This window comes from Ruegeria sp. YTSA064 (genome assembly GCF_059610325.1).
The window spans coordinates 131,184-152,700 of record NZ_JBXWNK010000007.1 but is presented as its reverse complement, the minus strand read 5'-3'; the positions used below and the strand labels follow the sequence as shown (position 1 = coordinate 152,700).

24 protein-coding genes are annotated in these 21,517 nt (G+C 58.0%); 8 read left to right on the top strand and 16 right to left on the bottom strand.

Annotated features, from left to right (window positions below; all coding sequences use genetic code 11):
* Positions 1–10 precede the first annotated feature (10 nt).
* Entirely contained in the window at positions 11–1,009 is a 999-nt protein-coding gene (locus AC2FI7_RS12295) for a polyprenyl synthetase family protein (RefSeq protein ID WP_010443645.1), read from the top strand.
* On the opposite strand, the gene AC2FI7_RS12290 is transcribed toward AC2FI7_RS12295, so the two are convergent.
* The 4 genes from AC2FI7_RS12290 to soxR form a co-directional block, all read right to left on the bottom strand.
* Positions 1,002–1,823 (bottom strand): 4-(cytidine 5'-diphospho)-2-C-methyl-D-erythritol kinase, encoded by an 822-nt coding sequence (locus AC2FI7_RS12290; RefSeq protein ID WP_010443644.1) that lies wholly within the window; start codon positions 1,821–1,823, stop codon positions 1,002–1,004. The genes AC2FI7_RS12295 and AC2FI7_RS12290 overlap by 8 nt on opposite strands.
* On the bottom strand, positions 1,813–3,525 hold the full coding sequence (locus tag AC2FI7_RS12285; protein ID WP_010443643.1) for a tetratricopeptide repeat protein: 1,713 nt from the start codon (positions 3,523–3,525) through the stop codon (positions 1,813–1,815). The genes AC2FI7_RS12290 and AC2FI7_RS12285 overlap by 11 nt, the downstream gene beginning before the upstream one ends.
* A 104-nt stretch (positions 3,526–3,629) precedes the next feature.
* The gene (locus AC2FI7_RS12280; RefSeq protein WP_010443642.1) at positions 3,630–5,276 is read right to left on the bottom strand and encodes an electron transfer flavoprotein-ubiquinone oxidoreductase; all 1,647 of its coding nucleotides are present in this window, start codon (positions 5,274–5,276) and stop codon (positions 3,630–3,632) included.
* Between the two features lie 136 nt (positions 5,277–5,412).
* The gene (gene soxR / locus AC2FI7_RS12275; RefSeq protein ID WP_010443641.1) at positions 5,413–5,868 is read right to left on the bottom strand and encodes a redox-sensitive transcriptional activator SoxR; all 456 of its coding nucleotides are present in this window, start codon (positions 5,866–5,868) and stop codon (positions 5,413–5,415) included.
* Positions 5,869–5,956: 88 nt separating this feature from the next.
* On the opposite strand from soxR, the gene AC2FI7_RS12270 reads away from it, so the two are divergent.
* From AC2FI7_RS12270 to AC2FI7_RS12260, 3 genes are all read left to right on the top strand, one after another.
* Positions 5,957–6,337, top strand: coding sequence for a VOC family protein (locus AC2FI7_RS12270; protein WP_010443640.1), 381 nt, complete (start codon positions 5,957–5,959; stop codon positions 6,335–6,337).
* Between the two features lie 233 nt (positions 6,338–6,570).
* Complete coding sequence (greA, locus tag AC2FI7_RS12265; protein ID WP_010443639.1) at positions 6,571–7,041, top strand: transcription elongation factor GreA; 471 nt, start codon at positions 6,571–6,573, stop codon at positions 7,039–7,041.
* A gap of 14 nt (positions 7,042–7,055) precedes the next feature.
* Positions 7,056–8,048 carry a hypothetical protein gene (locus AC2FI7_RS12260; protein WP_496816088.1) on the top strand — a complete coding sequence of 331 codons (993 nt, stop codon included), beginning with the start codon at positions 7,056–7,058 and terminating at the stop codon, positions 8,046–8,048.
* Here AC2FI7_RS12260 and AC2FI7_RS12255 read toward each other — a convergent pair whose 3' ends face one another.
* From AC2FI7_RS12255 to AC2FI7_RS12240, 4 genes are read right to left on the bottom strand one after another with little or no spacing between them, the layout of a single operon-like run.
* The gene (locus AC2FI7_RS12255) at positions 8,049–9,314 is read right to left on the bottom strand and encodes a molybdopterin-binding protein (RefSeq protein ID WP_010443637.1); all 1,266 of its coding nucleotides are present in this window, start codon (positions 9,312–9,314) and stop codon (positions 8,049–8,051) included.
* On the bottom strand, positions 9,311–9,802 hold the full coding sequence (gene mobB / locus AC2FI7_RS12250; RefSeq protein WP_010443636.1) for a molybdopterin-guanine dinucleotide biosynthesis protein B: 492 nt from the start codon (positions 9,800–9,802) through the stop codon (positions 9,311–9,313). Before mobB ends, AC2FI7_RS12255 begins: the two co-directional genes overlap by 4 nt.
* Positions 9,799–10,455 carry a molybdenum cofactor guanylyltransferase MobA gene (gene mobA / locus AC2FI7_RS12245; protein WP_010443635.1) on the bottom strand — a complete coding sequence of 219 codons (657 nt, stop codon included), beginning with the start codon at positions 10,453–10,455 and terminating at the stop codon, positions 9,799–9,801. The genes mobB and mobA overlap by 4 nt, the downstream gene beginning before the upstream one ends.
* Positions 10,448–11,389, bottom strand: a complete 942-nt coding sequence (locus AC2FI7_RS12240) for a formate dehydrogenase accessory sulfurtransferase FdhD (protein ID WP_238528856.1) — start codon at positions 11,387–11,389, stop codon at positions 10,448–10,450. Before AC2FI7_RS12240 ends, mobA begins: the two co-directional genes overlap by 8 nt.
* Between AC2FI7_RS12240 and AC2FI7_RS12235 the strand changes: the two genes are divergently transcribed.
* Together AC2FI7_RS12235 and AC2FI7_RS12230 are read left to right on the top strand one after the other, a co-directional pair.
* Positions 11,388–12,098 (top strand): AzlC family ABC transporter permease, encoded by a 711-nt coding sequence (locus AC2FI7_RS12235; RefSeq protein WP_319546115.1) that lies wholly within the window; start codon positions 11,388–11,390, stop codon positions 12,096–12,098. The two genes, AC2FI7_RS12240 and AC2FI7_RS12235, sit on opposite strands and share 2 nt — an antisense overlap.
* Positions 12,095–12,427, top strand: coding sequence for an AzlD domain-containing protein (locus tag AC2FI7_RS12230; protein ID WP_010443632.1), 333 nt, complete (start codon positions 12,095–12,097; stop codon positions 12,425–12,427). The genes AC2FI7_RS12235 and AC2FI7_RS12230 overlap by 4 nt, the downstream gene beginning before the upstream one ends.
* Here AC2FI7_RS12230 and AC2FI7_RS12225 read toward each other — a convergent pair.
* The 7 genes from AC2FI7_RS12225 to AC2FI7_RS12195 all read right to left on the bottom strand — a co-directional run bounded on the left by AC2FI7_RS12225 (position 12,416) and on the right by AC2FI7_RS12195 (position 18,922).
* Positions 12,416–13,048 carry a hypothetical protein gene (locus tag AC2FI7_RS12225; RefSeq protein WP_010443631.1) on the bottom strand — a complete coding sequence of 211 codons (633 nt, stop codon included), beginning with the start codon at positions 13,046–13,048 and terminating at the stop codon, positions 12,416–12,418. The two genes, AC2FI7_RS12230 and AC2FI7_RS12225, sit on opposite strands and share 12 nt — an antisense overlap.
* Before the next feature lie 23 nt (positions 13,049–13,071).
* A complete protein-coding gene (locus AC2FI7_RS12220) occupies positions 13,072–13,206 on the bottom strand; it encodes an aa3-type cytochrome c oxidase subunit IV (protein WP_010443630.1) in 135 nt (44 codons plus the stop codon).
* A gap of 68 nt (positions 13,207–13,274) precedes the next feature.
* Positions 13,275–13,829, bottom strand: a complete 555-nt coding sequence (locus AC2FI7_RS12215) for a hypothetical protein (protein ID WP_010443629.1) — start codon at positions 13,827–13,829, stop codon at positions 13,275–13,277.
* Positions 13,816–15,654, bottom strand: coding sequence for a glycerophosphodiester phosphodiesterase family protein (locus AC2FI7_RS12210; RefSeq protein WP_496816087.1), 1,839 nt, complete (start codon positions 15,652–15,654; stop codon positions 13,816–13,818). The genes AC2FI7_RS12215 and AC2FI7_RS12210 overlap by 14 nt, the downstream gene beginning before the upstream one ends.
* Before the next feature lie 64 nt (positions 15,655–15,718).
* Positions 15,719–16,168, bottom strand: coding sequence for a DUF6173 family protein (locus AC2FI7_RS12205; RefSeq protein WP_010443627.1), 450 nt, complete (start codon positions 16,166–16,168; stop codon positions 15,719–15,721).
* A 4-nt stretch (positions 16,169–16,172) separates the two neighbouring features.
* Positions 16,173–17,219, bottom strand: a complete 1,047-nt coding sequence (locus tag AC2FI7_RS12200; RefSeq protein WP_496816118.1) for an MBL fold metallo-hydrolase — start codon at positions 17,217–17,219, stop codon at positions 16,173–16,175.
* Positions 17,219–18,922: an acyl-CoA dehydrogenase family protein gene (locus tag AC2FI7_RS12195; RefSeq protein ID WP_496816086.1), complete on the bottom strand. Its 1,704-nt coding sequence runs from the start codon at positions 18,920–18,922 to the stop codon at positions 17,219–17,221. The genes AC2FI7_RS12200 and AC2FI7_RS12195 overlap by 1 nt, the downstream gene beginning before the upstream one ends.
* Before the next feature lie 132 nt (positions 18,923–19,054).
* Here AC2FI7_RS12195 and AC2FI7_RS12190 point away from each other — a divergent pair, with 132 nt between their 5' ends.
* On the top strand, positions 19,055–20,002 hold the full coding sequence (locus AC2FI7_RS12190) for an L-threonylcarbamoyladenylate synthase (protein ID WP_010443624.1): 948 nt from the start codon (positions 19,055–19,057) through the stop codon (positions 20,000–20,002).
* Here AC2FI7_RS12190 and AC2FI7_RS12185 read toward each other — a convergent pair.
* Entirely contained in the window at positions 19,999–20,553 is a 555-nt protein-coding gene (locus AC2FI7_RS12185; protein ID WP_010443623.1) for a YqgE/AlgH family protein, read from the bottom strand. The genes AC2FI7_RS12190 and AC2FI7_RS12185 overlap by 4 nt on opposite strands.
* Before the next feature lie 148 nt (positions 20,554–20,701).
* Between AC2FI7_RS12185 and AC2FI7_RS12180 the strand changes: the two genes are divergently transcribed.
* Positions 20,702–21,514, top strand: a complete 813-nt coding sequence (locus AC2FI7_RS12180; RefSeq protein ID WP_010443622.1) for a protein-disulfide reductase DsbD domain-containing protein — start codon at positions 20,702–20,704, stop codon at positions 21,512–21,514.
* Positions 21,515–21,517 lie beyond the last annotated feature (3 nt).

Below are 21,517 nucleotides of genomic sequence, written 5' to 3'. Positions count from 1 at the left end.
CAGGAGTGTGATGAGCGTCAGCACGATCTCGAAACCGCATGAGCGTCTGTCTGAGATGTTGGCGGGTGAAATGGCAGCGGTGAACACGCTGATTCGGACCCGAATGGCGTCGGAACATGCCCCACGTATCCCCGAAGTGACTGCACATCTGGTTGAGGCAGGTGGCAAACGCCTGCGCCCAATGCTGACGCTGGCTGCTGCACAGTTATTTGGCTATTCCGGCGACCATCACGTTAAGCTGGCCGCGACTGTCGAATTCATCCACACCGCGACCCTTTTGCATGACGACGTCGTGGACGAAAGCGGGCAGCGGCGTGGGCGGCCCACCGCAAACTTGCTATGGGACAATAAATCCAGCGTTCTGGTTGGCGACTATCTGTTTTCCCGCAGTTTCCAGCTGATGGTTGAAACGGGCTCGCTACGGGTTCTGGATATTCTGGCTAACGCGTCGGCCACAATCGCGGAAGGTGAAGTGCTGCAGATGACAGCAGCCACCGATCTGGGCACGGATGAGGGTGTCTATCTGCAAGTCGTGCGTGGGAAGACTGCCGCGCTTTTCTCGGCTGCAACCGAGGTTGGTGGTGTCATTGCCGGCGCAAACGATGCTCAAGTCAAAGCGCTTTACGATTATGGTGATGCGCTTGGGGTTGCCTTCCAGATCGCTGATGATCTTTTGGATTATCAAGGTGATAGCGCGGTCACCGGCAAGAATGTCGGTGATGACTTCCGCGAGCGAAAGCTAACACTGCCCGTCATTAAAGCTGTGGCGCAAGCCACCGCTGATGAACATGCTTTCTGGGTACGCACGATAGGGCGCGGACGTCAGGAAGAAGGCGATCTGGACTACGCCCTATCGCTGATGGCCAAATACCGCACGCTGGAAGCTACCCGCGCAGATGCGTTCGGCTGGGCAGCCAAGGCGAAGGCGTCATTGGAAGCCGTTCCTGACCACGAAATCCGCACATTGCTAGGCGATCTGGCGGACTACGTTGTTTCGCGCCTCAACTAAGCATCGTCGCGCGGCACCACCAGTTGGGTTGGGCGACTCCGATCTCGTAGGCGGCGAAATGGGCCGCTTTCAGGGTCGGATAAAGCGCCATACAGGTAGAGCCTGAACCTGACATGCGGGTCAGTAACACGTCGCGTGTATCGCTCAGTGCATCAAGGACAGCTGCAATTCCCGGGGCTACCGTCATCGCTGGCGCTTCAAGGTCATTGCGCTGATTCCGTAGCCACGCCGCACAATCTACTGGCGTTTTGAACGTAGGAATTCTCGCTGGCATCGGCGCGTTCTCTCGACATTGAAGCGCAGAAAACACAGGCCCGGTTGGAACTGCGATCCCCGGATTAACAAGAAGAGCTGGCAATGGCGGCAAGTTAATCGGTTCGATCTGCTCACCGATACCTCGCATTCGCGCCGCAGCAGCGTATAGGCATGCCGGGACATCTGCCCCCAGCGACAACGCAATATCATTGGCGTTTATGGACCCCTGAGCCGTCGCCGTGCGCAGGACCGCGGCTGCGTCTGAAGACCCGCCTCCGATACCGCCGCCATGGGGCAGTTGCTTGTCTAGAAGAATGCTGCCGGTCCAGCCAGCCGCCTCCGCAGCCTGCCAGACCAGATTGCTATGGTCGATTGGCACACCGCTCGAGAACTCGCCCGCTACCGACAATGCCAGGTTGGGTCCCGAAGAAAAGGTAAGTCGATCCCCGACATCTGCGAAGGCAACCAATGAATCCAGCATATGATAGCCATCGTCTCGCTGGCCGGTTACATGTAGGGTCAGGTTGATTTTGGCGGGGGCGAATGCCTCAGCCTTCATTGGCAACTTTCAATGGCTCAGCGCCCTCTTCGTGCAAGACAGTATCCAGCCCTACCTCAATCTTACGACGAATACGCTCAGGATCGGCCTCTCCATCGGTGTCTTCGGGGTCGATGAAGGACAGGGCACGTTTCCACTGAAACTCCGCCTCGCGAGCACGACCTACAGCCCAATAGACATCGCCCAGATGATCATTCACCACCGGATCGACAGGCATCAGCTCAACGGCTCGCTCCATGTGATCAACCGCCTCATCATACCGGCCCAGGCGGAACAACACCCACCCTAAACTGTCGACAATATAGCCGCTGTCCGGTCGCGCAGCGACGGCGCGTTCAATCATCTCAAGCGCTTCATCCAGCTTCTCTTTTCGTTCAACTAAAGAATACCCCAGATAGTTCAGCACCTGCGGTTGATCCGGGTTTAACTCAAGCGCGCGTCGGAAATCGGCCTCGGCCATCTCCCAGTTCTTGAGACGTTCATGGGATATCCCGCGTGCATAGTGCAGGAACCAGTTGCTGCCCGCGCCTTCTTCGGTCAGAGCAATGGCCTTGTCATATGACGTGACTGCTGCTGTATAATTTTCCTGCTGTCGCCGGAGATCTGCCAAAGCCACATGTACGCCCGGCAAATCGGGGCTCTGCGCTGCGAGGTTTTGCAACACTTCGGCGGCTGCATCTTTGCGATCGGAACGGCTGAGCACTTCGGCGCGCCCCAACTCGGCAGCGTGATAGTCGCTGCTTGTCGGTGGTACCTGCCGATAGACATCAACAGCGAGATCATATTGCTCCAGCCCGTCCAGCAGCTCTGCGCTCAGCAGGATCGCGTCGATGTGGTCTGAGCGCAGGAACGTCGCGGCCCTAATATAGAGGAGTACATAGTCGGGCGCGGCCTCGGCGCTCAGTGCCGCACCCACTGAATAGAACACTTCGGCCATGCCGTCCTGTGCAGATCGCACATGTGTAAACGGCAACGTTTCGCCGTTAGTCAGGCGACTTACATACCCTTCAATGGTCGGGTCACTTCCTGCAGCGAACACATCATCAAGGAATTGAAGCGCATCTTCGTTGCGGTCGAGTTGCGACAAAACTTCGGTTCGCGACAACGCCGCGCGGCGCGAGAAGCGGGCAACAGCACCGTTGTCGGCCTCAAAAATCGCTTCGGACCCTTCGAAATCCCCGACCGATGCCAAGGCCATAGCCTTATGGTAGAGCGCAAATTCTTTAAGCCCTTCCTGCGTAGAAACCGCATCAAATTCTTCCATCGCCTTGGACATGGCACCCTGCGCCATGTGTGTCCATGCGATCAACAGACCATCGACCAAAGGACCAACCCCCTGTGTCTCAGGGTCTCGGGCCAGAAATTCATCCAGCTCTCCGCTTGCAAGCAAATTCGCCGCGATCACCATCCGGGCAGCCTGACTGGGTAAATCCTGTTCTTCGATGGCATTCGCAACCGGCAAGGCACGCTCGATTTCACCCAGAGCCAACCGCGCTACAACAACGTTTTCTAACAGTTTTGCGTTTTTAGGATCTGCTTGAAGCGCCTGCGAATAATACCGCTCGGCGGCTGGATAGTCGCTTTGATAAATCGCCTGCCGCCCCGCCAGATACGACCCCGACCCGGTATCGGCTACCGCCGGGAGCGTTATTGCTGAGCTGAGAATGACGGCCAATGCCGTACGTTTTACCAGGGAAACCACCGATTGCCTGCCTTACTGTCGTTGACTGAAGGACAAGCTAGGGCTTTGGTGGGCGAAGGGCAATGGCAGAGCCTTCACGACCCTGCCAACGCCCATGTTCTTGCCTACATATTGGGGTAGTTCGGTCCGTCGCCGCCTTGCGGCGTTGTCCAAGTGATGTTCTGGCTGGGATCCTTGATGTCGCAGGTCTTACAGTGAACACAGTTCTGGAAGTTGATGACGAATCGCGGACCGTTTTCATCCTCGACCATTTCATAGACGCCTGCGGGGCAATAACGCTGCGCCGGTTCATCGAATTTAGGCAGGTTGACCTTCACCGGTATTTCCGGGTCGGCCAGTTTCAGATGGCAAGGCTGGCTTTCCTCGTGATTGGTGGCCGCAAACGATACGTTCGTCAGGCGATCAAAGGAAAGTGTACCGTCTGGTTTCGGATAGTCGATCGGTTGATGCTTGCTGGCATCTTCCGTCGATTCCGCGTCGTTCTTACCGTGGCCCAGCGTGCCCAGCAGCGAAAAGCCCAGCGTGTTGGTCCACATGTCCATGCCACCCAGCACCAGGCTGGCGGTTAGGCCGTATTTCGACCACAACGGCTTGACGTTCCGCACCTTCTTCAGGTCGGCGCCAATTGCGCCTTCACGAACGTCAGCCTCATAGGCGGTCAACTCATCGCCCGAACGCTCGGCCTTGATGGCGTCATAAGCGGCCTCAGCCGCTGCTTTACCCGACAGCATGGCGTTGTGGTTGCCCTTGATGCGAGGCACGTTGACCATGCCCGCCGAACAGCCCAGCAGCGCCACACCCGGAGCCACCAGTTTCGGCATCGACTGATAGCCGCCTTCGGTGATCGCGCGCGCGCCGTAAGCAACGCGCTTGCCGCCTTTCAGCAGCTCGGCCACCATCGGGTGATGCTTGAAGCGCTGGAATTCCATGTAGGGGTACAGGTGTGGGTTCTTGTAGTTCAGGTGAACCACAAAACCGACATAGACCTGATTGTTTTCAAGGTGATAGATGAACGACCCGCCACCCGCGTTGCTGCCCAGTGGCCAGCCCATGGTGTGCGTGACGCTGCCTTCTTTGTGCTTGGCCGGGTCGATCTCCCAGATCTCTTTCATGCCGACGCCGTATTTCTGCGGCTCTTTACCGGCAGACAGGTCGTATTTGGCGATGACTTCCTTGGACAGTGAACCGCGCACGCCTTCCGACAGGAAGACGTATTTACCGTGCAACTCCATACCCGGCTCAGTGTTAGGACCGTAAGAACCGTCGGCCTCTAGGCCAAAAACACCGGCCACGACGCCTTTGACTTCACCGTTTTCACCGTAGACCAGCTCGGAACAGGCCATGCCGGGGAATATTTCGACGCCCAGTTCCTCGGCCTGTTCGGCCATCCAGCGGCAGACATTGCCCATCGAGACGATGTAGTTGCCGTGGTTGTTCATCAGCGGCGGCATCGGGAAGTTGGGGATACGGATCTGACCCGCCTCACCCAGCATGTAGAAGTTGTCTTCGTGCACAGGCACGTTCAACGGCGCGCCTTTTTCTTTCCAGTCCGGGATCATCGCGTCCAGACCACAAGGATCCAGCACAGCACCCGAAAGGATATGTGCACCCACTTCCGAACCTTTCTCCAGAACCACGACATTCAGGTCGGCATCCAGCTGTTTCAGACGGATGGCCGCCGACAGGCCCGCGGGGCCTGCACCCACGATCACCACGTCGTATTCCATCGCTTCGCGTTCAATCTCGGCCATCGCGGGCTCCTTAGCTAACTTTCCGAATTGGCGCTTTCACCGCTTGGTCGGCGCAATATTGTTTCACGGCTGATTACATGGTCGGAAAGACTTTGGTCAATCGAAACACGGCGTAACAATGACGCTATTCGACACATCAAGCCTCTGGCGCATCGCCCATCAGGTATCTGGGACCGCTACCATGGGATTTTGCCCTGTCATCGGGGTTGTAAAGCTTACATTTAGGCAAGCTGAGACAGCCGCAGCCGATACAGCCGTCCAGATTGTCGCGCAACCGCATCAGCGTATCGATTCGCTGATCCAGCCGAGTGCGCAATCCTTCGCTGATGTTTTTCCAGTCCTGCGGCGTCGGTGTTCGATTACCGGGCAGTTCCAAAAGCACTTCCCGTATTTCCGGCAGGGTCAGGCCGAACTGCTGGGCGATCATCACAAAGCTTAGCCGCCGGATATCTGCGCGCTGATACCGCCGCTGCCCACCCGCGTTTCGCCACGGAGATATCAAACCCTGCGCCTCATAGTACCGGATCGCCGACACAGCTAACCCTGTCCGTCGAGCCAAAGCACCAATCGCCAATCCTTCGGAAACAGCCATAACATTCTCCAAAAATATCCCTTGACCTAAAGTTAGGTTTAGAAATTACGGTGAGTCGGGACAAGCCTTAAATCAGGAAGGAGATCCTATGATGGCGACTCTGGAACATACCAACTTCACGGTCCGCGACCCAAAGGCATCTGCGGCGTGGATGCAGAAAGTCTTTGACTGGAAAACACGCTGGGAAGGCCCGGCCATTGCCGGTGGCTACACAGTGCATGTGGGCAGCGCTCACACCTATCTGGCACTCTACGCCCCCGATGATCCGAAGCCATTAAGTGAAAGCAGCTATGATATCGTGGGCGGATTGAACCATGTGGGCGTGCTGGTCGAAGATATCGACGCCACCGAAGAAAAGGTCCGCAAAGCAGGGTTCAAACCTCACAACCACGCTGATTATGAGCCCGGGCGGCGCTTCTATTTCCGCGACGACAACGGCATCGAATTCGAGGTGGTTCAGTATGATTGAGATGTTGTGGCTTGGGCACGATGCCAGCCGTTGGCGACGCGGAGAGCTGTTGGGGCAGCGCCACCGGCGCAATCAACCTCCTAAACGGCGGCGCTAAGTTGCGAGTTTACTGACAACCCGCGCCTCCCCTCTTGCAATTCACGCTCCATTTGGGTCAGGTAATTGCCAACCCATCCTTCGCCCCGACGCTTTTGTGCGGCGGGGCGTAACATTTATGCGTGGACGACAAGACTATGGAAAAGATCCCCATGACGCCTTCGGGCAATGCCGCGCTCGAGGCAGAGCTAAAAAACCTGAAATCCGTCGAGCGCCCGGCGATCATCGAGGCGATTGCCTCAGCCCGCGAACTCGGTGACCTGAAAGAGAACGCGGAATACCATTCCGCTCGCGAAAAGCAGGGCTTTATCGAGGGCCGCATCAAAGAGCTTGAGGGCATCCTGTCGCTTGCCGACGTCATCGATCCCGCCAAGCTGTCGGGTGCGATCAAGTTTGGCGCCAAGGTGACATTGGTTGATGAAGATACCGACGAAGAAAAGACCTGGCAGATCGTCGGTGAGTATGAAGCCAATATTGAAAATGGCCTCCTGAACATCAAATCCCCGATCGCCCGCGCCCTGATCGGCAAAGATGAAGGCGACAGTGTCGAGGTTCGCACCCCCGGCGGTGTACGCTCTTACGAAGTTCTGAGTATCGAATACGCCTGACCGGAGCATTTATCATGTCAGGGTCTGAGCCCGAGCAAGAACCCGAGAAACCGACCTCGCTGGGAATCTACGATCGGCCCGCGCATCCCTCGATTACCGAGATCGAGATCGCGGCTGTTGTGCTCAGCCTGATCTGGCTGGTGGTGTCAGTAGTATTTCTGGTGCTACCCGGGGCACAGGAAGGCGGATTTATCGTCACATTTCTGGCGGTGTTTATGCCAGTGGCGATGATCTGGGTTGCAGCGTTGACGATGCGCGCCAGTCGCGTTATGCGCGAAGAAAGCGCGCGTCTGCAAACCGCTATCGACGCAATCCGCAACAGCTATGTGGTGCAACAACAGCGCGCGACCAGCACCTATGAACCGACGGTCGGCAAGAAACTGGATGAAATCGCCGAAAGTGCCAAAAAGACCGAGAGCGCATTAGCGACATTCTCAACCAATCGCAGCGAACCTGCGCGCGCCAGCAAGCCTGCATCCGAACCTGCAAATCAAACCACCTTGGAACTTGGCACGCCTGCGGATGAGATAGCGGCCCCGTTGCCAACCAATATCTTCATCCGTGCCCTGAACTTCCCCGAAACGCAGAGCGATGAGGCGGGATTCGACGCGCTGCGTCTTGCGTTGAAGGATCGCAAGGCATCGCAACTTGTTCAGGCCTCACAGGATGTTCTGACCCTGCTTAGTCAGGAAGGCATCTATATGGATGACCTGCGCCCCGATATGGCCCGGCCCGAGATCTGGCGGCAGTTTGCGCAAGGCGCCCGCGGGCGTTCGGTGGCTGCGTTGGGCGGTATCCGGGACCGGTCTTCGCTGGCGCTGACGGCGGCGCGCATGAAACAGGATCCGATCTTTCGCGATGCGGCACACCATTTCCTACGGCGCTTCGATCACATGATCGTTGAGTTCGAACCCGACGCCAGCGACGCCGAACTGAACGCATTGGGTGAGACGCGTACCGCGCGCGCTTTTATGCTGCTGGGACGGGTTGCAGGGACGTTCGACTGATTAGAGCCCAAAGCTTCCGTAGGGGATAAATCGTACTGGATCACCCGGCTGGATATCGCGGGCACCGTCCTCGATTTCAACCAGCCCTTCGGCCCAGCTCAGCCCGCTTATCCGGCCGGACCCTTCTGAATGAAACACCTCGGCCCGTCCTTCACGGATGCGGGCGCGCAGATATTCGCGGCGGCCCGGTTTCTTGCGCTTTTCAAATGCAGCAGGCACGTCGAAACCTTGCGGTTCCTGCCAACCAGCTCCGGCCATTAAGGTCAGCGCGGGGCGGGCGAATACCAACGTGCAGACCATTGCGGCCACCGGATTGCCGGGCAGGCCGAACACCGGCGTTTGATCCCACATGCCCAACGCCAAAGGCCGACCGGGTTTCAGTGCGATGCGCCATTCCTGCATCGCCCCAGCCTCTTGCAACAGGGCTGAGACGTGATCTTCATCCCCGGCAGAGGCCCCACCGCTGGTCAGGATCACATCCACCTGCCGAGCGGCATGATTCAGACGATGCTCCAACGCCTCCCGGCTGTCCTCGGCGCTGCCAAGATCAACCGGTTCAAACCCCATTCGTTCGACCAGCGATAACAGCATCGGACGGTTGGCGTCGTAGATTTGCCCTGGTGCGGCAATGTCACCGGGCTCGACCAATTCGTCCCCGGTCGACAGCACCCCGACGCGCAGCACTTTGTACACCGACACTTCGGCCAACCCAATTGCCGACAAAAGTGCCAAATCAGCGGGTGTCAGCCGTCGCCCTGCAGGCAAGGCCAGCGCACCTTCGACCACGTCTTCGCCAGCCTTTCGTGCGTTTGCACCTTTTTTCAATGGACCTCGGAACGCAATGTGACCCTGATCGAGGGTCACATCCTCTTCCAGAATAACCGTATCAACACCCTCCGGAAGCGCAGCCCCGGTCAACACGCGTACGGCATGGCCCGAGGGAACCTTACCGCCAAACGGAACACCGGCCGCTGCGCGACCTTCAACCAAGGGCAAGACACAAGGGCCATCCGCCACTGGTCCGGCAAATCCGTATCCATCAACAGCGGTGTTGGGCTGTGGTGGGTTTGACCGTTTGGCCTGCACATCTTCTGCCAGAATGCGACCGGCGGCCTGCATCAGCGGCGCGCTTTCGACCCCTGTTACCACGGTCAATCTGTCCCGGAGCAATGCCAGTGCGTCGTCGACCGGCGTCCAGTTCACCCCGGCGGGCAAGGCAAAGCAATCATTGCGCAGGGGTGGAGGCGATATGTCCGGCTTGCTCATAGTCCGACCTCCCCAAGAATGAAATCAGCAATTGCCGCCGTATCGTTCAAATCAAAAACAGGGCGATCCAGCTTCAATGGCGTATCACTGGCAACCGCACGGATCGAGTCATCTTCCGTCGCGATCAGCGGGTTTCCAGGCGCTGTACGAAATGCCTCCACTTTGGGGTGGTGTTCACGCTTGAACCCTTCAATCAGCACCAGATCAACCGGAGACAAGCGTGCCAACAAGATATCCAGTTTTGGCTCTGGTGCTCCGCGCAATTCCTGCATCAGAGCAACACGCTGACCCGATGCCAAAAGCACTTCGGACGCCCCAGCCAAGCGATGCCGGTAACTGTCTGTTCCCGGCTGGTCGACATCGACACTGTGGTGGGCATGTTTAATGGTAGAGACGGTAAACCCACGTCCAGTGATTTCGTCCACCAGCCGCTCTACCAGCCCGGTTTTGCCCGCGTTTTTCCAACCGATGACGCCGTAGAGTCTCATGCCAGCTCCAACAGGGTTTCAGCGCGTACCAGATCATCGGGTGTGTTGACGTTGAAGAAGGGATCAAACGGCTGGGCCGAAAACAGCGCTTCTCGCCCGTCATGCTGGTCAGTCCAAAGGACAACCTTGCGCAAACCACCCTCAAGTGCCGCCCGCAGATCATCGCGCAACGCAACAGGCCAGAGACCAAATGTCGGGTGCCTGTTCACTCGCCTGGACCCGCCCGATTTCAAGGCCTCTTCGCCAGTTCGCGGAGTGGTTGCCAGAACAAGAGGGTGCTTTTGCCCTTCGGAAGCCCGCACCAGTTGCGCCACCAGATCTCGCGGAAAGAACGGTGTATCAGCGGCGACTGTCACAATGGACTGGGCACCCTGTTCTGCAGCCCAATCAAGTCCAGCGAGAACACCGGCAAGTGGTCCCGCAAAGCCATCGATCGAATCCGCAATCACGGGCAACCCCAGTTCATTAAATCGCAAGGCGTCCCCGTTGGCATTCAGAGCCAGAGCCTCGACCTGAGGCGAGAACCTATTGATCACACGATCCAGCAGGCTAACCCCACCGATCTGCAACAACCCCTTGTCGCCTCCCCCCATTCGGGTCGCCAGGCCACCTGCCAAAATAACGCCGAACAGTTTTGGTGTCCGTTCAGCCATTGGCACTTTTCCTGCGATGCTTCGTGTCTTCGGCAGCCACGGATGTCGGATCAACGTCACGTACCAAACGATCTTCGCCAGACAAACATACAAACCGCTGCCCGCGCATGCGACCGATCAGCGTAAGGCCGACCTCTCGCGCAATTTCAACGCCCCAGGCGGTGAAGCCCGACCGCGAAGCGAGAACCGGGATCCCCATCATTGCCGTTTTGATCACCATCTCCGAGGTCAGGCGACCGGTTGTATAGAGGATCTTGTCTTCGGCGCCCTCTCCCTCGGACAACATCCAACCCGCGATCTTGTCGACGGCGTTGTGGCGGCCCACATCCTCCATATAGACCAGAGGGCGGCTCTCACAGCACAGCACGGTGCCATGGATCGCCCCGGCCTCAAGATACAGCGACGGCGTGCGATTGATCTTGGCTGCCAGATCATAGAGCCACGAGGTGCGCACCGAGACCTGCGGCAAAAGCACGTCCTCCAACCCCTCCATCATGTCGCCAAAAACGGTACCCACTGCGCAGCCACTTGTCCGCGTCTTCTTCTTCAGCTTGTCCTCATACGAAGTCTCACGCGCGGTGCGCACGACAACGGTTTCCAGATCATCGTCGTAATCGACCCGCGTGATCTGATCATCGGCCAGCAGCATGCCCTGATTACGCAAAAACCCCAGTGCGAGATATTCGGGGTAGTCTCCGATGGTCATCGCGGTCACGATTTCCTGCGAATTTAGAAAGATCGTCAACGGGCGCTCCTCGACTACCGAGATCTGGCTGACCTCTCCATTCTGATCTACGCCTTCCACCGCACGGGTCAGTCGCGCCGCGCCCGGATCAGGGGCAATAAGGTAGTCTGACAGGTCGAATTCCTTGGCCAATTGCAACCCCTTCCCAAGACGGCTACTGCTGCACGCAACACCATAGGATTTAGCCATGGCCTCTGCCACACCCAAGTCATACTTCTGGAAAGGTTTTCGCGACGGGGCACCATTCGTCTTCGTCGCCATGCCGTTCGGCCTGCTGTTCGGAGTCTTTGCAACCGAGGCGGGGTTGAACATCATTCAGACCATGGCCTTTTCCGCCACCGTGTTTGCGGGTGCTGCGCAATTCACCGCATTGCAATTGCTGCAGGACAATACGCCCACCGTGATCGTCCTGATTTCTGCGCTGGCGGTGAATTTGAGGGTTGCAATGTATTCGGCCTCGCTAACTCCCTATCTGGGCGCAGCGCCACTGTGGCAGCGCGCCTGCGCGGCCTATCTGATCGTCGATCAATCCTATGCTTGCTCGATGATCCGGTTTGAAAAAGAACCCGATATGACCGTGCCACAGCGCATGATCTATTTCTTTGGCTCGGTCACACCGATTACGCCGCTTTGGGTCTTGGGCACGTATCTGGGCGCGGTTCTGGGAACGCAGATACCAGAAAGTTGGGCCTTGGATTTCGCTTTGCCAATCACCTTTCTGGCCATGATCGGGCCAATGATGCGCACGTTGGCCCATGTGGTTGCGGCATTGGTTGCGATCGTGGTGGCCTTGCTGACGGTTGCTGTGCCATTCAATCTAGGCCTTCTAATCGCAGGTGCCGCAGGAATGGTCGCCGGTGCACAGATCGAACTGATGCTGGAACGGAATAAGTCATGACGCAGATCGATAGCACCACCATCTGGATCATAATCATCGGCCTTGCGATTGGCAGCTACCTTCTAAGATTCACATTTATCGGTCTGGTTGGGGATCGCCCGATGCCGCCCTGGCTGCTGCGCCACCTGCGCTATACGGCAGTCGCGATTATTCCTGCCCTGATCGCGCCACTTGTGGTCTGGCCATCCGCCACCGACGGCCAGCCTGATTTGCCGCGCATGTCAGCTGCTGCTGTTGCGTTAACAGTCGGGTACGTCACAAAGAACGTTCTGGCGGCGATTTTTACGGGCGCCGCCACGCTTTATGGTTTGCTCTACCTAGTTGCTTGAGGCTGCTTCAATCTGGTTCAGGCGCGCGTTATTTTCGGCTAGACCCTGCTGCAGATCGGCCGAGTCATTTTCGCGATACTCCGTCGTGACAACACCCGGTATCTGGCCAAACTGGTCGGACAGTTTCACCGGGTAGAATGTGGTGCTTATCTGCTCGAACCCTGGAACCTGCTGCAAAAGCTGTGCCGTTGAATTCGCGCAGAATGCCCCGGCAACTGGGCCCATCTGTTTGGCCAGTTGAAGCGCGATTTCCGCCTGTTGTGGCGTCACTTGGATAGTTTGGATACGGGCATAATGCGTCTCGCGCGCGTGACTGCTGCGATAGGCACGCTCGACATTTGGCGTAATGCCGTAAAGCACATCATTCTTAATCGGTACTACGTCGGCACGGAAGGATCCCGCAGGATCAAAAATCACCCTCTCGCTACCACTGATCATCAGCGACGTATGCGCCCCCGACCCGGTGCGCGTGCTGATCATTGTATAGAGCGTCAGTGTCGATGGCCCCGGATCACGATAAGACCGGGATACGATTTCAAAGGACTCTGCCTGCGGGCGCTGTGAACCAGCGCACCCAGCAACTGTCACCGCAAGCAGACAGGCTATCAAAATCCTGAACATGGGTGGTACGCCGCAGAAAATGATCAGGCCGCAAATACCGCCAGGAAAATACAAAGGAAGATACATGCCACCACAAACCAGGTGGTGAATTTGATGAACCCGTCGAAGGTTTTGGTTTGAACGGTGATGTCCATCTCGCCGTGCTTATGTTCAGCCATGTTTCAAAGAATCCCAATTCGCGTGTTTGGAATGCTGAATAATGTAAAAATCAGGGCCTGTCACGACGTCATTCGCGCGCAGTTGGACCAAAGATCGTGCAGCCGGGATAACCAAACCCCCAGCGCCAGGGCAGACCGCTGCACGGACCACCACCAAAGCGTACCGCAAGGAACATTGCCTCGGATGTAATCGAATGGACCGAGCGAATCTGATCCGGCGTCATATCATAGCGCGCAGCATAGTCCTCGGCATGGGTATCACCGTGGGCTTCGACGCAAAGGCGCAGTCCTTCATCAGCAGCAAGACGCGCATCAAAACTGGCTTCGGCCTGTGACGCACCACCCGCGTTATGATAGGCGCGATCATGTATGACGCAGCAATACTCCCATGGAGGATGCTCTTCGTACAGCAAGCTGAACTTGGGGAAGGTCTCAGCGACTAGTCGCCAACTTGACGATAATCCACCCGAGCAGCCATCGGTTTCAAACGGGGTCAACTCAGCGCCTTCCATTGACTCGACCAACGCCCTGTGCGCGGGCATTTCAACGCTGCGCATCAAGTCCTGCGCATTGGCGGGAAGCACGCAGCAGGCCAAAAGGGCGGCGAGTCTATGGGTTTGCATCGCGCATCTCAGAGGTTTCGATCGACAGGCCAAAGGTCGTTGCCAGCCACAACATCAACCGCTCCCCCGGCCCCATTTCAGCGCGGACGCGCAACACTTCGCGGGCCATCGCGGGACGGTCGGTAATCAGCCCGTCGATCCCCATCGAGGCCATGGCCGACATTTGCAATGGGTCGTTCACCGTCCAGACATAGATATCCTTGCCCGCATCGTGGACCGATCGGATCAGACCCGGAGACACCGTTGCTGCGTTCACAGCTACAAAATCGCCCTCAAGCCCCGACAAATTGCCAATCGCGGTGGCGGCCAATACTCCTGCGCGCCAACCCGGGCGCAGCGCTTTCATTTTCTGCACCGCAGGATACTTCAGGGACATGGTGGCGATATCGTCCTGCATCTCAAGTTCTTCGACAATCGCAGCGACGCGGTTTTCCAGATCGACGTCATGGCCGTAGTATTTCAGCTCGATAATGACTTTGGACTTACCTTTGGCAGCCTCAAGTACATCATACAGCGTCGGCGTCCGTTCCGAGGCGTATTCCGGGCCGAACCAACTGCCGATATCGATCTCGGCCACATCCTCCATCGTCGCATCCCAGACCTTGAGCGGCACACCGGCCAATTTCATGAAATCACTGTCATGCGCGATGATAACCACACCGTCTGCTGTTTCCTGAACATCGATCTCGACCCAGTCGGCGCCATCTTCGATCGCCTTCAACACCGCAGCCATGGTGTTTTCCGGCCGTATCGCCGCCGCGCCCCGATGGCCAATGACATCGGCATGGTCGGGCGCTTGAATACGCTCGAGCAATTCCTGCCCGGACCATAGGCCGATCAGCAAAGCAATAGTTGCGCCACCCACAACCGCATAGAGCGGCGCGCGTAGGTTGCCCGGCTCCGGGTGGGGAACCTCGTTGGCTTGCGTTTCGAAGAACCCATCCAACAATACCGCCAGTGCACCCAGTGCTATTGCAGCGAGCACAAGCCCTGCCAATGACCACAAGCCCGCGACAATAAAACTGAAAATCAGCGCAAAACGCAGGTTCGCGCTTTCTTGCAACGGCACCAGATCAAACAGCACCCCGGCGGCACCCGCGATGAGCGCCGCAATGAACAGACGGATCGCAAGCCACAGGGCCAGTTCAATCTTAAGGCGGCCGCGTTTACCCTCCATCCGATCAGTACTAATCGCGAAGGCTTCGGCAGGTTCGCAATCTTCAAACAACACAAGATGCAGAGCCAGCGCCCAGGCCGAAAGCCTGCGGATCAGAACCCAGGCCAGGCAGAGCACCACAAAGCCGATCAGAACCACCGCCACCCAGAACGAAGGCGGATGGAAGGTGAGGTAATAGTTGATGTCGTATTCCGTGAGCGTCCACCACGCGATCACACCGGCCACAACTACAAACGGCAAAGCCAATAAGAGCACCCTCAGAATAAACCGCGCAGCAAATCCGAAAAGCGCAGGTACGCGCGTCAAGATCAGGCGGATCGAAGCGCTGCCCGCGCGCCACGGGTCGTTCTCACCCATTCGCAGCGATCCTGCCATGACAGAGAAAACAAAGACTTCAGCAAGCAGGAACAGGCTGAGCACCGCAACCGCCGCGATGAACCCTGCAGGCGACAGCAAGAACATAGCAATGTCCTGGTCTGTCAATGCGGATTGATCCGACAGTGAAACGGCCAGATTGACGGCAATGGCAACGCCGGGGGCGATCAATGCAACCAGCAACAACCGCACGGCAACATAGACAGGCACAAAGACACGCCGCTGGGCCCAAGCGCCGCGATAGGCGGTTGTTACGGCTGAGAAATTGGTCACGCGGCGCCCTCCTGAATGGTGAACTCATTCAAGGCTGCGAAAGCGTGAATTGCAAGGGTGCGCGTTAGCTGTCTTCCAGATCAGCCGCCAGCCGGAATCCGATGCGATTGGCCGGTTTGTCTTCGACCGTCTTGGGCAATGCGCGCAGCATCACATTCAACTGGCTGACATGCTGAACCAGCTGGGTTTTGGCACCGCCGCCGTCCGAGCCATAAAAGGTGATGATATCGGGATCAAAGTAGCCCATGCCCTCGATCCGCATGACACCCGCGTCGCCCCCGGTAAAGCCCATGGCAACCTCGTGATCGCCATCCAACGTCTTTTCGAAATTCTGGATATACATGATCAGCCGCTCATAGGCCCATTGAGCAGGGCTCTTGGTTTCGACCGGCTTTTGCAACGGCTTGGGCAAATCTTTGTTACCCGATGCCTCTTCCGGGTTGGCATGCACCTCATAGCAACGGGGTAATGCTGCGGATTCCGCCGCTTCGGCCGATGTTTCGATCTTGTCCATTGCTTTACCCTTTGCGCTGATATTCCCACGCCCCGTCCGCGCGGCGCGTCCGGGTGACGGCTCCAATGTGGTAGAGATGGTTCGTATGTGCAACCGCCTCGACCAGCGCGAGGCCGTATTCGTCGCCTTTGATCTGACGTTTGAACAACGGGGCAAAGCACTCGGCTGCGGTCTTGGGCTGGTCTAGATCGCTTAGCAAACGTTCGAGCGCGCCGTGATGGTTGTCGATAAGCTGACGCATCCGGATCGGCAACCCGGTGAAGGGTAGCTTGTGCCCGCCCAGAACCAGATGATCGGGACGGGCCAAAGGTTGCAGGCGTTCGCAGGCTTCCAGCCAATCAGCAACCGGGTCTGCCATCGGCTCGGTCGCATAGACACCCAAATTCGAGCTAATCGAGCTGAGAATCTGATCTCCGGTCAACACCAGATTGTCGTCGCGGCTCCAAAAGGTACAGTGTTCGGGCGCGTGGCCGTTGCCCATATGAACATCCCAGTCGCGCCCGCCCATGCGGATCACGTCGCCTTGTTTAACACGGGTAAAGCCCAGCGGCATGGGGTAGACGGTGTCGGCAAAGTTGAAGGGACGTTCAGCCATCCGGCCCGCCAGCACATCCGCATCCATCCCGGCGCTGCGGTAGTAATCGAGCGTTTCCTTCGGCCAGTTCTCCTGCACATCCAGCGTCAGCATGCGGGCGAACAACCAAGCGGTGCGGCTGGTCACAAGCTCGGCGCCATGTTCGGACTGGAACCAGCCCGCATTGCCGACGTGGTCAGGATGATGATGCGTGACCACAACCCGGTGGACGGGCTTTCCGGCCAGAGGCCCTTCGATCAGGGTCTGCCAGATGGCACGTGTTTTCTTCGAAGAAAGCCCGGTGTCGACGATTGTCCAGCCGTCGCCATCATCCAGCGCATATACATTCACATGATCCAGCGCCATGGGCAAAGGCAGCCTGATCCACAGAACACCTTCTGCAACCTCGACCCATTCGCCGGGTGCAGGCGGTTCAGCCCACGGATAACGCATCACCTGAGGCCCCTCGCCATCCATCAAACCGCCAACTCCTCTGCGCTGAGCGCATAAAGGTCATCAGCCCCGTTCTGCGCCTGTGCCAGCAAGCCTGAATGCTCGGGCAACAGCGCGTTGATGTAGTAGCGCGCCAGTTTTGCGCGCGGTCCGTCGGGGTCGGCCAAAGCCGCCGACAGGTGGTAATGCCCGCCCAGCACCCGCGCAAAGGCCTTGAGATAGGCTGACGCCCCGGCAAAGCGGTTATTCATGTCTGATTGCGCGACGATCCACTCGGTGGCTTCACGCAGTGACTCAGATGCCTCCCACACAGGACCGGCAAGCTCGGGCATCGTGGCGCGGGCTTTCTCGGCCTGATCCTCAATCTCATCCAGCAGGTTCGAAGCCGCCTCACCCCCATCCATCATCTTGCGTGCCACAAGGTCCATGGCTTGAATGCCATTGGTGCCCTCATAGATCGCGGTCACGCGGACATCGCGGTAGTATTGCGCCGCGCCGGTTTCTTCGATGAAGCCCATGCCACCATGGACTTGAACGCCGGTCTCGGACACGCGCATCCCGGTTTCCGTCCCGAAGGCCTTGCAGATTGGCGTCAGCAAAGCGGCCCTTGCAGCCCAATCGGCCTCACCCGTGGCCTGCGCCATGTCGATCGCAGCTGCATTGGCCAGCATGATTGCTCGCGCGGCAAATACATCCGCGCGCATTGACATCAGCATCCGCCGTACATCCGCGTGATCGATGATCGTACCCGAGGGCGTCTTGCCTTGCTTGCGTTCCAACGCATAGGCAAGCGCGTGCTGATAGGCCCCTTCGGCCACACCGACGCCCTCACCACCAACGCCCAGACGTGCGTTGTTCATCATGGTGAACATCGCGGCCATCCCGCCATGTTCTTTGCCGACCAGCCAGCCTCTGGCACCGTCATACTGCATCACGCAGGTGGGGGACCCGTGCAGGCCCATCTTGTGTTCCAGCGAGACGACTTTCAAATCGTTGGCAACGCCAGGATTGCCATTTTCATCGAGGATGTATTTCGGCACCAGAAACAGCGAAATCCCCTTCGTCCCCGGCACACCGTCCGGCAGACGGGCCAGAACCAGATGGCAAACATTCTTGGCAAAGTCGTTGTCGCCCCAAGAGATATAGATCTTCTGGCCGGTCACCGAATATGTGCCATCGCCATTATCCTCGGCCTTCGAAGTCAGCGCGCCCACATCCGATCCGGCCTGTGGTTCGGTAAGGTTCATGGTGCCCGACCATTCGCCCGCCATCATCTTGGGCAGATAGAGCGCCTTCAACTCGTCGCTCGCGTGGTGCTCCAGCGCCTCGATCTGGCCCTGAGTCATCAGGGGTGCTAGTTGCAACGACAGGCAGGCCGCGCTCATCATCTCGTTCACAGCCGTGGTCATGGTCATCGGCAGGCCCATGCCGCCATATTCGGGGTCGCCGCTCATCCCGATCCAACCGCCTTCGGCAATTGCATTCCAGCCTTCTGCATAGCCCGGAGACGTTCGCAATACTCCGTTCTCCAACCGGGCGGGTTCCAGATCACCTGGTCGCTGCAGCGGGGCCATGATCTCTTCGCACATTCTCCCGGCCTCGGTCAGAATGGCGCTGACAACGTCATCGCTGGCCTCCGAGAATTTCTCGGTCGCGGCGATCTGGTCAAAACCGATCACGTTGCGAAACAGGAATTCATAGTCTGAGATCGGGGCACGATAGGGCATGGTTTCCCTCTGAGTCTGGCAGTTTGTCAGCGTGGGGTTGGAATCCCGGCCCCACGCCGGTATTCATCTGGGCTGGCACGATTACCTACCGTGACCTGAACTGCAAGCAACCAAAACGCGGCGTCACGACCTATGACCCTTCTCGGCACTCAAGACTTATCAGCAGAAGCCGACGGCATCGCCAAGGCCGCCGACCTGTTGCGGCAGGGGCTGTTGGTCGCCTTCCCGACCGAGACTGTCTATGGTCTAGGCGGCGATGCGCGGAACGGCGAAGCCGTGGCCGCAATCTATGAGGCCAAGGGACGGCCCAGCTTCAACCCCTTGATCGCCCATGTAGCCTCAACCGAAATTGCAAAAAGGTTTGTTGAATGGACCGATCAGGCCGAGCAATTGGCGCAAGCCTTCTGGCCCGGTCCACTCACAATGGTTCTCCCCTTGCAGGATGATCACGGGATTTCATCACTCGTCACGGCGGGGCTGGATACTTTGGCCGTTCGGGTGCCCGCCCATCGCACCGCACGCGCCTTGCTGGCCTCATTTGATGGCCCAGTGGCGGCCCCCTCGGCTAACCCGTCTGGGCAGATCAGCCCGACCACAGCGGCCCATGTCCGAACTGGGTTGGAGGGGCGCATCGCTGCCATTCTGGACGATGGGCCCTGCGGGGTTGGGCTTGAATCCACCATTGTCGGTCTGGCCGGAGCCCCTGCTCTGCTGCGGCCAGGTGGTGTGGCGCTGGAACGAATCGAAGAGATTTTGCAAACGGAATTGCATCATCACCAGCTGGGTGATCTGCTGACTGCGCCGGGGCAATTGCAATCCCACTACGCGCCGGATGCGCCCGTTCGCCTGAACGCACAAGCCACACAAGGCGCCGAAGTTTTGCTGGGATTCGGAGATGTCACCTGTGATCTGAACCTTTCAGATAGCAGCGATCTTGCCGAAGCCGCCGCCAACCTGTTCGCGGCGCTACACAAGCTGAATGCAACAGGCCGACCGATTGCTGTTTCACCGATCCCAGATCATGGGTTGGGTGCAGCCATCAACGACCGCCTTCGCCGCGCGGCGGCCCCCCGCGATTAGGCGCGGCCTGCGCTGGCAGAGAGCGTCAGAGGGTCAACTCCCAGCGTGGCCAAAGCGGCCTCCCATTTCTCGTCATCCGGAACATCGAAAACAAGTTTCGAGGACGCTTCGGTCGTCAACCAGCCATTCATGGCGATCTCATCCTCAAGCTGATCCGGCCCCCAACCAGAATAGCCCAGAGTCAGCATCGAATTCAGCGGCCCCTTGCCTGATGCCAGATCTTCAAGCACATCGAGCGTTGCGGTCATGCTGAAATCTTCCGCAATTTGCATCGAATGCAGATTCGCATCGTAGTCCGCGCTGTGCAGCACAAAGCCACGCGACATCTCGACCGGGCCGCCGAATTGAACCAGACGCTCCCCGATAACCGGAATGCGGCACGGGATGTTGAGCTGTTCCAGCAAGGTCTTGATCCGCAAATCTGAAGGCTTGTTGACAATCAAACCCATCGCGCCATCTTCGCCATGGCTGCAGATATAGACGACCGAATGTTCGAATCGTGGGTCGCCCATGCCGGGCATAGCAATCAACAGTTTTCCCGTAAGGTCCATCAGCAAACTTCTCTTGCGCCATAGGATGACACCAGAATGAACCCGCATGCCGGGGAATGGCAAGGGACCAGCTGGGATTTCTGGGCATTTCACCTAAGTGACCGGAACGTGACTTGGCATTTAAGCTCAGAATGCGCATGTTCTGCACATGAAACTGCTTTCGAAATCCGCCGCAGCCGGTCTGACGGCCACTCTTTGCTTTGGCTTGCCTGCGATGGCTCAAGGGGTTGGTAGCCTGGTGCAGCTTGAGGTTCTGGACGGTGGCCGGACCGCCAAGGGCACCTATCAAGGCGCTTTGCATCTGACGCTGAAGGAAGGCTGGAAAACCTATTGGCGTGCGCCGGGTGATGCGGGCATTCCGCCGCAGTTCAATTGGACAGGCTCTGGCAACATAGCGGATATCGCGATCACGTGGCCCGCACCGCATGTGTTCGATCAAAATGGGCTGCGCTCGGTCGGGTATGAGGATCAACTGGTACTTCCCGTTGAGATCACACCTAAGAACCCTGCAAAACCCGTTCGTTTGCGCGGTGAGATGGATTTGGGTGTCTGCAAAGATGTCTGTGTACCGGGTAAGCTGGATTTTGACCACACACTGGATGCAAAGGCCGGTCGCCATCCGGCTATAGCAGCAGCCCTTGCCCAGCGCCCGTTTTCCGAGCGTGAGGCTGGCGTGGTGAACGCAACCTGCCACCTGACACCCACTTCGGATGGAATGCGGATCGAAGCGCATATCACCATGCCCTCTGCAGGCGGGTCCGAATTCGCCATAATCGAACCGGGAAACCCGATGCTCTGGGCTTCGCAACCCGAAACACATCGCCAGGGCAAAACCTTAATCACCAGTTCCGAGGTCATCAGCGCCTCGGGTGGGCCGTTTGCGCTGGATCGGTCTGAAGTGCGAATCACTGTGCTCGGGGCGAACCACGCTGTAGACATACAGGGATGCAGCGCAGGCTGATCG